The sequence below is a fragment of the Paracoccus sp. 08 genome, assembly GCF_024105395.1.
GTDB lineage: Bacteria > Pseudomonadota > Alphaproteobacteria > Rhodobacterales > Rhodobacteraceae > Paracoccus > Paracoccus marcusii.
Genome location: NZ_WEKR01000014.1, coordinates 78,032 through 89,743, shown reverse-complemented (window position 1 = coordinate 89,743; position 11,712 = coordinate 78,032). Strand labels below are relative to the sequence as shown.

The following is an 11,712-nucleotide window of genomic DNA, read 5'->3' as shown; positions in this document are numbered from 1 at the left end:
GCCGCGGCGCGGAATGCCAGTGGGGGCGCCATGCGGCCGGGGTTGCGGCGCGGCCTGCGGGGTGACAGGCTTTGCCCGAATGCCAGTCAGGAGGACCAGATGCTGGACCAGCGGAAATTCTATATCGACGGAGCTTGGGTCGACCCCGTGCAGGCACGCGACCTGGAGGTGATCGACCCGTCGACCGAAGATGCGGTCGCGGTGATCTCGATCGGCGATCAGGCGGATACCGATGCCGCGGTGGCCGCGGCCAAGCGTGCCTTTCCGGCCTGGGCCGCGACGCCGCCCGCCGAACGCCTGGCCGTGGTCGAGCGCATCCTGGCGATCTATGAGCGGCGCATGCCCGACATCGCCCGTGCGATCAGCCTGGAGATGGGCGCGCCCGAGGACATGTCCTTGGCCGACCAGGCCGAGGCCGGGGCATGGCATACCCGTAATTTCATCACCGCCTTCAAGGAGTTCCAGTTCGTGCGGCCCTTGGGGGCGCATGCGCCGACCAGCATGGTCGCGTGGGAGCCGGTGGGCGTGGTGGGCCTGATCACGCCCTGGAACTGGCCGATGAACCAGGTGACGCTGAAGGTCATCCCGGCGCTGCTGGCGGGGGATACCTGCGTGCTCAAGCCCTCCGAGATCGCGCCTTTGTCGTCGATGGTCTTTGCCGAGGTGCTGGACGAGGCTGGCGTGCCCGCGGGCGTCTTCAACCTGGTGAACGGCGACGGGGCGGGGGTCGGCAGCCAGCTGTCGGTGCATCCGGATGTCGAGATGATCAGCTTCACCGGTTCTACGCGCGCCGGGATAGCGATCAGCAAGGCCGCGGCCGACAGCCTGAAGAAGGTCGTTCTGGAGCTGGGTGGCAAGGGCGCCAACATCGTCTTTGCCGATGCCGACGACAAGGCCGTGGTGCGGGGGGCGCGGCACTGCTTCTACAACAGCGGGCAGTCCTGCAACGCCCCGACGCGGATGCTGGTCGAACGCTCGGTCTATGATCGCGCGGTCGAGGTCGCGGCCAAGGTGGCCGAGGAGACCGCCGTGGCGACGGCCCATCAGCCGGGCAAGCATATCGGCCCGGTGGTCAGCCGCCAGCAATGGGACAAGATCCAAGGCCTGATCCAGGCCGGCATCGACGAGGGCGCGCGGCTGGTCGCCGGCGGGCCGGGCCTGCCGGAGGGGGTGAACCGCGGCTATTTCGTGCGGCCGACGGTCTTTGCGGATGTGTCGAACGACATGACCGTGGCGCAGCAGGAGATCTTTGGCCCGGTTCTGTCAATCATCCCCTTCGACAGCGAGGAGGAGGCCGTGGCCATCGCCAATGACACGCCCTACGGGCTGACGAACTATGTCCAGAGCCAGGACGGCGCGCGCCGCAACCGCGTGGCGCGGCAGCTGCGGGCGGGCATGGTCGAGATGAACGGCGAATCGCGCGGGGCCGGATCGGCCTTTGGCGGGGTCAAGAAATCCGGCCGGGCGCGCGAAGGCGGCGTGATGGGCTTGGAGGAGTTCATGGATAGCAAGGCCATCAGCGGATGGGACCGCGACGCCTGACCGTCGGGCCATCTGCGTCCCGCGACGTGCCGGGGGGACTTCCCGTCCCCCCGGACCCCCCTGCGGGGATACCCCACGGACCGGGTCAAGATGCAACAGCGGTGCAGGATTGCGGCGACGTCGACGGTGTAGGGCCTGCGGGGGCAGGGCCCCCGCGCGCAAGCCGGCCCCCTCGATGGGGGCCGGCTTGCGCCGCTACCGCCCGGCAGGGCAAACTGCGATCCGGTGCGGAACTCAGCCGATCTCTGCTAGGAAAATGTAGCCCGCGCCATAGATCGTCTTGATCAGCCGCGGGTTCTTGGGATCCTCGCCCAGCTTGGTCCGCAGGCGCGAGATGCGGACGTCCATCGCCCGATCAAAGCTGTCGCCGGCCGTGCCGCCCAGGGTTTCCAGCATCTGTGCGCGGGTGATCAGGCGGCGGGGATTGTCGGTGAACAGTCGCAGCACTTCTGCCTCGGCGTGGCTCAGCGGTGTCTCGATGCCGTCGGGCGCGGTCAGCAGGTAACGGTCGAAATCCGCTGTCCAGCCCGCAAAGCGCAGCGTCTGGGGGCGTTGGGTCGCGCTCTGGGACGGCCGTCGCAGGCGGGCGCGGATGCGGGCCACGACCTCGGCCGGCTCGAAGGGCTTGGTGATGTAGTCATCCGCCCCCAGCTCCAACCCCGTCACCCGGTCCTGGACCTGCGCCCGTCCCGACACGATGATGATGACCGCCCCCGAATCCGATGCCAGCCGATGGACCAGCGCCAACCCGTCCCGGTCCGGCAGGCCCAAATCGATCAGGCAGGCATCCGGTGTAATGCGGCGCAGCGCGGCCTCGAACTCGGTCGCGCGACCGAAGCTTTGCGTGCGAAAGCCTGCCTGTTCCAGCGCGGCGGACAGGATGCGGCGGATCTGCGGCTCGTCGTCCAGGATCGCGATCAGGGGGGCGTCGGTCATGGCATCTCCTTTGCGGGGGCTGCCAGTGCGGCGGCCAGGCGCGGGGCCGTTACGGGCTTGGTCAGCACCGGCCCCGGCGCGCGGGCGCGCAGCGGATCGCCCGGTGGCAGCGAGGTCATCATCACCAGGGGTACCGTCCCCGCCAGATCCAGTCCCAGCCCGTCGCCCAGCTGGATGTCCGACAGGATCACCTCCAACCCCGGCAGGTCCGTCAGGGCGCGGGCCTCGGACAGCGACGCGGCCTCGATCACCGCATGGCCCAGCCCGGTCAGCTGGTCGCGGACCTGGGCGCGGATCTGGTCGTCATCCTCGACCAGCAGCACCATCCGCCGCGCCACGGGCCGCCAGGGCAGGCGCAGCATCACCTGCGCGCCCCGCGGCCCGTTCGACAGGCGCATGGTGCCCCCGACCATCTTGGTCTGGTCATAGACCATCGACAGACCCAGACCCGATCCCTGACCCTTCTTGGTGGTGAAGAACGGCTCGGTCGCGCGGGACAGGGCTTCGGGGGTGAAGCCGGGTCCGGTATCGCCCACCGTCAGTTCCAGCCAGTCGCCGCTGCGCCGCGCCTTCAGCGTGATGACGCCGGGCGGGGTGATCGCGGCATTGGCGTTCAGGATCAGGTTCAGCGCCGAATCCTGCAGCGCGCCGGGGTCCAGCAGCAGTTGTCCGGGCGGCAGGGCCACGGCCAGGTCCAGCCGCGTCCCTTCGGACAGCGACGGGCGGGCCAGCACCGCCAGATCGGACAGCAATGTCGGCAGGTCCGTCGGCTCCAGCGCGGGTTCGCGCGCGCCGGTGATCTGCGCCAGCCGGTCCAGAAGTGAGGCCCCGCGCCGGGCGGCCGCCAGCGTCGCCTGGACATCCTCGGCCGCGTCCGGTGGCAGGTCGCGGGCGGCCAGACGGGCCTGCAGGCCCAGGATGATCGTCAGCAGGTTGCCGAAATCATGCGCCATGCCGCTGGTCAGCTGGGCGGCCAGGTTGCGCCGCGCGGCATGGGCCAGCGCCTCGCGCGACTGGACCTCGGCGCTGACATCGGTGGAGAGGATATAGACCCCCTGACCATCGCGGTCCGGCGTCAGCGCGATGCGGATGCGTCGGCCCGAGGTGGGGTGGGTGATCTCGAACACCTGGGGATCGCCCGCCAGCGCGCGCTCCATGAACGGGTGCAGGGTTCGCGCGGTGGCCGCCCCCAGGGCCTGTTCCAGCGTCAGCCCGACGATGTCGCCCTCGGCCCCCGGAAAGATCACCGGCAGCCGCCGGTTGGAGAAAGTATAGCGGAACTGCGCGTCCATATGCGCGATATGGGCCGGGACCATCTCGGTCACCTGGCGGGTGCGGGCCTCGGTCCGGGTCAGGATGCGCTGCGCTTCGGACAGGGCGGCGTTCGTCGCGGCCAACTTGCGGTTCGCCGCCGCCAGCCGTTCGGCATTCAGCAGCACCTGTTCGGACAGCGCGTCCGACCGCGCCCGAAGCAGCGCTTCCTGGCGCTTGATGTCGGTGATGTCGGTATAGACGGTGACCCAGCCCCCTTGCGACAGCGGTGCGCCCTCGACCGCGACCCACCGGCCGTCGGCGCGTTCGCGTTCGAAGTAGTGGGGCTGGAACGTGCGGGCCTGGGCCACGCGCAGGGCGACGGCCTGTTCGGGGTCCTCGGTCGGGCCGTATTCGCCGCGCCGGGCCAGAAAGCGGATCGTGTCCTCGAAATGGCTGCCCGGCAGGGTCAGGTCGTCGGGCAGGTCGAACATCGTCTGGTACTGCCGGTTGGCCACCGCCAGGCGCAGGTCCGCGTCGAAGATGGACAGCGCCTGGCCGATAAGGTTCAGCCCCGACCGGGTCAGGTCGGCGCGAATCTCGGCCCGCGTGACGGGGTCGGGGTGGTGCATGGCGGTCTCCTCCGCACGTTGGCCTAGCACCGGTGTGCAGCGTGCGAAAGCGTCGTAACATTTCGTAGGAATCGCGTAAAACTGGCGCAAGGTTTGGCGCCAATGGTATGTGTGTCGCGGGGCACGGGGAGGTGCCGCGCGACAGGGCGTCCGCGCCTTGAGGGAGGATACATGACCGTTCAGCACACGCCCCCGGGCGATCTGCAATCCGTGCCCGCGCTGCTGGCGCGCAACGTCGCCCGCTTTGGCGACCGCCCCGCCTATCGCGAGAAGGAATACGGGATCTGGCAAAGCTGGACCTGGACCCAGGCCGCGGACGAGATCCGCGCCCTGGCGATGGGGCTGATGGCGCAGGGGCTGGCGCCGGGCGATCACATGGCGATCATCGGGCGCAACCGTCCGGCGCATTACTGGGGCATGATCGCGGCGCAGATGTGCGGCGCGATCCCGGTGCCCCTGTACCAGGACGCCGTGGCCGAGGAGATGGCCTATGTCCTGGATCATTGCGGCGCGCGCTTCGTGCTGTGCGGCGATCAGGAGCAGGTCGACAAGGTGCTGGAGGTCGAGCAGACCACCGGCGCGCGGGCCCGCATCATCTATACCGACGGGCGGGGCCTGAGGAAGTACGACCATGCCAACATGGCGTCGCTGGCCGACGTGCAGGCGCAGGGCCGGGCGGGGGCCGCGACCCTGGGGCAGCGGCTAGACGCGATCATCGCCGGGCTGGATTACGACAGCACCTGCGTGATGCTGTACACCAGCGGCACGACGGGCAAGCCCAAGGGCGTGGTCCTGTCCAACCGAAACATCATCGAGACCGCTCGCAACACCGCCAATTTCGACCATCTGACCGAGGTCGAGGAGATCGTGGCCTATCTGCCGATGGCCTGGGTGGGCGACTTCATCTTTTCGATGGGCCAGGCGATGTGGTCGGGCTTCACCGTGAACTGCCCCGAGGGCGCACACACGATGATGACCGACATGCGCGAGATCGGGCCGACTTACTTCTTTGCCCCGCCCCGCGTCTTCGAAGGGCAGCTGACATCCGTGATGATCCGCATGGAAGATGCCAGCCGCCTGAAACGCTGGCTGTTCAAGCGCGGCATGGCGGTGGCGCATCGCGCGGGCCCGGCGCTCCTGGACGGCAAGACGGTCGGCTTGGGCGACAAGCTGGCCTATGCGCTGGGCAAGATCTTCGTCTTCGGCCCGCTGAAGAACACCCTGGGCCTGAGCCGCGTGCGCGTGGGCTATACCGCCGGAGAGGCGATCGGCCCCGAGATCTTCGATTTCTACCGCAGCCTGGGCATCAACCTGAAGCAGCTTTACGGCCAGACCGAGGCAAGCGTCTTCATCACCCAGCAGCCCGACGGGCAGGTGCGCTCTGACACGGTGGGCGTTCCCAGCCCCGGGGTCGAGGTCCGCATCGGAGAGAACGGCGAGGTCTATTACCGCAGCCCCGGCACCTTCGTCGAATATTACAAGAACGCCGACAGCACCGCATCGACCAAGGATGCCGAGGGCTGGGTCGCCACGGGCGACGCGGGCTTCTTCGAGGAGGGCAGCGGCCATCTGCGCATCATCGACCGCGCCAAGGATGTGGGCCGCATGGCCAGTGGCGCGATGTTCGCCCCCAAATATGTCGAGAACAAGCTGAAGTTCTATCCCAACATCCTGGAGGCCGTGGTCATCGGCAACGGCCGCGACTTCTGTACCGCGATGATCAACATCGACCTGACCGCCGTAGGCAACTGGGCCGAACGCAACAACATCGCCTATGGCAGCTATCAGGAACTGGCCGGCCACCCAAAGGTCTATGAGACCATCCGCGGCCATGTCGAGGCGGTGAATGAATCCGTGGCGCAGGACCCGATGCTGTCGGGCTGCCAGGTCCACCGCTTCCTGGTGCTGCACAAGGAGCTGGACCCCGACGACGGAGAGATGACCCGCACCCGCAAGGTCCGCCGCGCCGTCATCACCGAGAAGTTCCACGACCTGGTCACCGCGCTCTATGACGGATCGTCCAGCGTCCATACCCGGACCGAGGTCACCTACGAGGACGGCCGCAAGGGCGCCATCAGCGCGACCCTGCGCATCGAGGATGCCCGTGTATTCGGCGACGCCGCCCGTCAGAAGGTAGCAGCCCAATGAACGCGATGACCCAGGACGGCTACGTGACCGCCGACGGCCGCCAGATCGGCCCCGTGGTGATGGAGCTGCGAAACATCACCCTGCGGTTCGGCGGCGTGACAGCCATCAAGGACATCAGCTTCGACATCCGCCAGGGAGAGATCCGCGCGATCATCGGCCCGAACGGCGCGGGCAAGTCGTCGATGCTGAACATCATCTCGGGGTTCTACAACCCGCAGGAGGGGCAGGTCATCTTCAAGGGCCAGCCGCGCCCGGCGATGAAGCCCTATCAGGTCGCGCGCCTGGGCATCGCCCGCACCTTCCAGAACATCGCGCTGTTCGACGGCATGTCGGTTCTGGACAACATCATGACCGGGCGCCTGAACAAGATGAAGGCGGGCTTCCTGTCCCAGGCCCTGTGGTGGGGCGCGGCCGAGCGCGAGGAGAACGAGAACCGCGCCGTGGTCGAACGCATCATCGACTTCCTGGAGATCCAGAACATCCGCAAGACGCCCGTCGGCCGTTTGCCCTACGGCCTGAAGAAGCGGGTCGAGCTGGCCCGCGCGCTGGCGGCGGAACCGAACCTGCTGCTTCTGGACGAGCCGATGGCCGGCATGAACGTCGAGGAGAAGGAGGACATGTCCCGCTTCATCCTGTCGGTGAACGACGAGTTCGGCACCACGATCTGCCTGATCGAACACGACATGGGCGTGGTCATGGACCTGTCCGACCGCGTCGTCGTGATGGATTACGGCAAGAAGATCGGCGACGGCACGCCCGCCGAGGTGCGCGGCAATCAGGCGGTGATCGACGCCTATCTGGGGGTGGCCCATGACTGATCCGATCCGTGCAGAAGTGAAAGGACGCGCCCCATGGACCAGCTGATCTTCGCCGCCGAGGTCGTGCTGAACGGCCTGATGACCGGAGTCATGTACGCGCTTGTGGCGCTGGGCTTCGTGCTGATCTTCAAGGCGTCCGGCGTCTTCAACTATGCCCAGGGGGTGCTGGCGCTGTTCGCGGCACTGACGCTGGTGGGCATCCAGAACGGCCAGGTGCCCTTCGCGCATCTGATCAACGCGGCCTTCGGCACCTCGCTGCACCATTTCGGCTGGACGGTGCCCGCGGTCCTGGCCGTGGCCCTGACCGCACTGGTGATGGTCGGCCTGGCCTTCCTGATCGAAAAGCTGGTCCTGCAGCACCTGGTGGGACAGGAACCGATCATCCTCTTCATGGCGACCATCGGCCTTGCCTATTTCCTGGAGGGCCTGGGCGACGTGATGTGGGGCGCCGACATCAAGACGCTGGACGTGGGACTGCCGCAGGGCATCTCGGACGGGATCGAGGCCGTCACCGCGCAATGGTTCGGCTATGGCTTCTTCATCGACCGGCTGGACCTGTGGGCCACGCTGATCGCGGCGATCCTGGTGGCCGCACTGGTGGCCTTCGCGCAATACACCAAGCAGGGCCGCGCCATGCGCGCCGTGGCCGACGACCACCAGGCGGCGATGTCCGTGGGCATCTCGCTGCGCTTCATCTGGGTGATGGTTTGGTCGATCGCAGGTTTCGTGGCGCTGGTCGCGGGCATCATGTGGGGCACGAAATCGGGGGTGCAGTTCAGCCTGTCGCTGATCGCGCTCAAGGCGCTGCCGGTGCTGATGCTGGGGGGCTTCACTTCGATCCCCGGCGCCATCGTGGGCGGGCTGATCATCGGCGTGGGCGAGAAACTGTTCGAATTCACCATCGGCCCGATGGTCGGCGGCGCGACCGAGAACTGGTTCGCCTATGTCCTGGCGCTGATCTTCCTGGTGTTCCGGCCCCAGGGGCTGTTCGGCGAACGCATCATCGAACGGGTGTGACCATGGCGCTTCTTCATTGCAGAAATACCCCGGGGGTGCGGGGGCTGGCCCCCGCCGACCGTGCTGAAAGGAACACCCGATGATCTATCGTGAGGCCGGCGACTTCAAGACCAGCTACCGCGACGACAGCCAGACCTTTCCGATCCGTCTGGACCGCTGGGGCTATTACGCGATCCTGGCCGTGGCCTTCGGGATCATTCCTTTCGTCATCAACGACTATTGGGCCAATGCAGTCCTGGTGCCCTTCCTGATCTATGCCATCGCCGCCCTGGGGCTGAACGTGCTGACCGGCTATGCCGGCCAGGTCAGCCTGGGAACCGGCGGCTTCATGGCGGTGGGGGCCTATGCGGTCTACAAGCTGATGACGGCATTCCCGGATGTCAGCATCGTCATCCACATCCTGCTGGCGGGCGGCATCACCGCCGGCGTGGGCGTCCTGTTCGGCCTGCCCAGCCTGCGCATCAAGGGCTTCTATCTGGCCGTGGCCACGCTGGCCGCGCAGTTCTTTCTGGTCTGGCTGTTCAACAAGGTGCCGTGGTTCTACAACTATTCGGCCTCGGGCCAGATCACCGCGCCGACGCGCACGGTGTTCGACCAGGCGGTGACCGGCCCGGCCGCGACTGCGCCCGCGAAATACCTGATCTGCCTGGTCTTCGCCTTCGTGCTGGCCTGGGTCGCGCGCAACCTGACGCGCGGCAGCCTGGGGCGCAAGTGGATGGCCATCCGCGACATGGACATCGCGGCCGAGATCATCGGCGTGAACCCCCTGCGCGCGAAACTGTCGGCCTTCGCGGTCAGCAGCTTCTTCATCGGCATCGCGGGCGCGCTTTTGTTCGCGGTCTATCTGGGGGCTGCCGAGGTCGGCGAGGCCTTCGGCATCAACAAGAGCTTCCTGGTGCTGTTCATGATCATCATCGGCGGCCTGGGCAGCATCTTCGGCAGCTTTGCCGGCGCGGCCTTCCTGGTGCTGCTGCCCGTCCTGCTCAAGAACTTCCTGGTCGGCAACATGGGCTGGCCCACCGACCTGGCCGCCCATATCGAGCTGATGATCGTGGGCGCGCTGATCGTGACCTTCCTCATCGTCGAGCCGCACGGCCTGGCGCGCCTGTGGCGCCTGGCCAAGGACAAGCTGCGCCTGTGGCCGTTCCCGCATTAACGTCAAGACCGGGCAACCGGCATCGCATCTCTGGGAGGAGACCCGCAATGAAACTGACCCTTGCCGCCCTGGCCACCACGATGATGGTCGCAAGCCCCGCACTGGCGGACCTGATCGTGCCGAACATGTCCTATCGGACCGGCCCCTATGCCGCGAACGGTATCCCCTATGCCGACGGCTTTGCCGATTACTTCACGCTGCTCAACGAACGCGACGGCGGCATCGGCGGCCAGCGCATCCAGGTCCCGGAATGCGAGACCGCCTACAACACCGAGAAGGGGGTCGAGTGCTATGAATCGCTGCGCACCCAGAACCCGCTGGTCCTGAATCCGCTGTCGACGGGCATCACCTATCAGCTGATCCCGCGGATCACCCAGGACGGCATCCCGCTCTACACGCCGGGCTATGGCCGCACCTCGGCCAAGGACGGCTCTGTCTTCGAATGGGTGTTCAACGCGCCGGCGAACTATTGGGACGGCGCCTCGGTCGCGGTCAAGCATATCCTGGACCAGGAGGGGGGCGACCTGTCCGGCAAGAAGATCGCGCTGGTCTATCACAACTCGGCCTATGGCAAGGAGCCGATCCGTACGCTGGAGGAGCTGTCCGAAAAGCACGGGTTCGAACTGAGCCTGCTGCCCGTGGACGCACCCGGCCAGGAGCAGAAGTCGCAATGGCTGCAGATCCGCCGCGACCGGCCCGATTACGTGATCATGTATGCCTGGGGCGTGATGAACCAGGTCGCCATCCAGGAGGCCGTGAACATCCGCTTCCCGATGGACAAGTTCATCGGCATCTGGTGGTCGGGATCGGAGAACGACGTGCGCGCGGCGGGGGCCGGGGCCGAGGGCTACAAGGCGCTGACCTTCCACGGCGTGGGCCGCGACTATCCGCTGTACGAGGACCTGCAGACGCATGTCTATGACAAGGGTCTGGCGGCCGGTGCAGGCGATCAGGCGGGCAGCGTGCTCTATTCGCGCGGCGCCTATGCGGCGCTGGTGATCGCCGAGGCCATCGCCAAGGCGCAGGAGCTGGCCGGCACCCCCGAGATCACGCCCGCGCAGATGCGCGACGGCTTCGAGGCGCTGGACATCACCGCCGAGCGCATGGCCGAGCTGGGCCTGCCCGATTTCGGCGCGCCCATCGCGCTGTCCTGTCAGAACCACGGTGGCGACGGCTTGGCCCGCGTGCAGCAGTGGAACGCCGCCGAGGGGACGTGGTCGCTGATCACCGACTTCATCGAGCCGGATGCCGAGATCCTGGACCCGCTGATCAAGGAAGACAGCGCCGCCTATGCCGCCGAGGCGGGCCTGACCGCGCGCTGCAACTGATCCACGACCGGCGGCGGTCATCCCGCCGCCGGTTCCGCATCCAAGGGGGCTGCCCATGTTCGATACCCGGACCCAAGAGACGCTGCTGGACGTCAACAACATCGAGGTGATCTACAACCACGTCATCCTGGTCCTGAAGGGTGTCAGCCTGACGGTCCCCAAGGGCGGCATCACCGCGCTGCTGGGGGGCAACGGGGCGGGCAAGACGACGACGCTCAAGGCGATCTCGAACCTGCTGGCCAGTGAACGCGGAGAGGTGACCAAGGGGTCGATCACCTATCAGGGCGACGACATCACCGCGCTGGACCCGGCCGCCCTGGTGCGGCGCGGCGTCATCCAGGTGATGGAGGGCCGCCACTGCTTCGAGCACCTGACGGTCGAGGAGAACCTGCTGACCGGCGCCTATACCCGCCGCGACGGATCGGCCGCCATCAAGCGCGACCTCGAGATGGTCTATGACTATTTCCCGCGCCTGCGCGAGCGGCGGAAGAGCCAGGCGGGATACACCTCGGGCGGCGAACAGCAGATGACCGCGATGGGTCGCGCGCTGATGTCGCGCCCGCAGATGATCCTGCTGGACGAGCCGTCGATGGGCCTGGCCCCGCAGCTGGTCGAGCAGATCTTCCAGATCGTCAAGGCCGTGAACGAGGGCGAGGGCGTCACCTTCCTTCTGGCCGAGCAGAACACCAACGTCGCGCTGCGCTATGCGCATCAGGGCTACATCCTGGAGAATGGGCGCGTCGTGATGGAGGGTCCGGCCGCGCAGCTGCGCGAGAACCCGGACGTCAAGGAATTCTACCTGGGCATGTCGGACGAGGGGCGCAAGTCCTTCCGCGAGGTGCGCAGCTATCGCCGGCGCAAGCGCTGGCTGGCCTGAGGGGGTC

The 11,712-nt window shown here is 67.2% G+C and carries 9 protein-coding genes; 7 read left to right on the top strand and 2 right to left on the bottom strand.

Translation table 11 applies throughout. From position 1 onward, the window contains the following. Nucleotides 1–99 precede the first annotated feature (99 nt). Nucleotides 100–1,542 carry an aldehyde dehydrogenase family protein gene (locus GBO37_RS06945; RefSeq protein WP_252928041.1) on the top strand — a complete coding sequence of 481 codons (1,443 nt, stop codon included), beginning with the start codon at nt 100–102 and terminating at the stop codon, nt 1,540–1,542. A 234-nt stretch (nt 1,543–1,776) separates the two neighbouring features. On the opposite strand, the gene GBO37_RS06940 is transcribed toward GBO37_RS06945, so the two are convergent. Both GBO37_RS06940 and GBO37_RS06935 read right to left on the bottom strand, forming a co-directional pair. Continuing rightward, complete coding sequence (locus GBO37_RS06940) at nt 1,777–2,478, bottom strand: response regulator transcription factor (RefSeq protein ID WP_046000711.1); 702 nt, start codon at nt 2,476–2,478, stop codon at nt 1,777–1,779. Beyond that, nucleotides 2,475–4,361 (bottom strand): PAS-domain containing protein, encoded by a 1,887-nt coding sequence (locus GBO37_RS06935; RefSeq protein WP_252928040.1) that lies wholly within the window; start codon nt 4,359–4,361, stop codon nt 2,475–2,477. Before GBO37_RS06935 ends, GBO37_RS06940 begins: the two co-directional genes overlap by 4 nt. Nucleotides 4,362–4,532: 171 nt before the next feature. On the opposite strand from GBO37_RS06935, the gene GBO37_RS06930 reads away from it, so the two are divergent. From GBO37_RS06930 to GBO37_RS06905, 6 genes are all read left to right on the top strand, one after another. Next, on the top strand, nt 4,533–6,509 hold the full coding sequence (locus tag GBO37_RS06930; RefSeq protein WP_252928039.1) for an AMP-binding protein: 1,977 nt from the start codon (nt 4,533–4,535) through the stop codon (nt 6,507–6,509). Then, nucleotides 6,506–7,327: an ABC transporter ATP-binding protein gene (locus tag GBO37_RS06925; protein ID WP_252928037.1), complete on the top strand. Its 822-nt coding sequence runs from the start codon at nt 6,506–6,508 to the stop codon at nt 7,325–7,327. The genes GBO37_RS06930 and GBO37_RS06925 overlap by 4 nt, the downstream gene beginning before the upstream one ends. Nucleotides 7,328–7,360: 33 nt before the next feature. Beyond that, nucleotides 7,361–8,344 (top strand): branched-chain amino acid ABC transporter permease, encoded by a 984-nt coding sequence (locus tag GBO37_RS06920; RefSeq protein WP_045980991.1) that lies wholly within the window; start codon nt 7,361–7,363, stop codon nt 8,342–8,344. Nucleotides 8,345–8,423: 79 nt separating this feature from the next. Next, nucleotides 8,424–9,500, top strand: coding sequence for a branched-chain amino acid ABC transporter permease (locus tag GBO37_RS06915; protein ID WP_045980990.1), 1,077 nt, complete (start codon nt 8,424–8,426; stop codon nt 9,498–9,500). A 47-nt stretch (nt 9,501–9,547) separates the two neighbouring features. Then, nucleotides 9,548–10,828, top strand: coding sequence for an ABC transporter substrate-binding protein (locus GBO37_RS06910; RefSeq protein ID WP_045980989.1), 1,281 nt, complete (start codon nt 9,548–9,550; stop codon nt 10,826–10,828). A 55-nt stretch (nt 10,829–10,883) separates the two neighbouring features. Further along, nucleotides 10,884–11,705 (top strand): ABC transporter ATP-binding protein, encoded by an 822-nt coding sequence (locus GBO37_RS06905; RefSeq protein WP_045980988.1) that lies wholly within the window; start codon nt 10,884–10,886, stop codon nt 11,703–11,705. Nucleotides 11,706–11,712 lie beyond the last annotated feature (7 nt).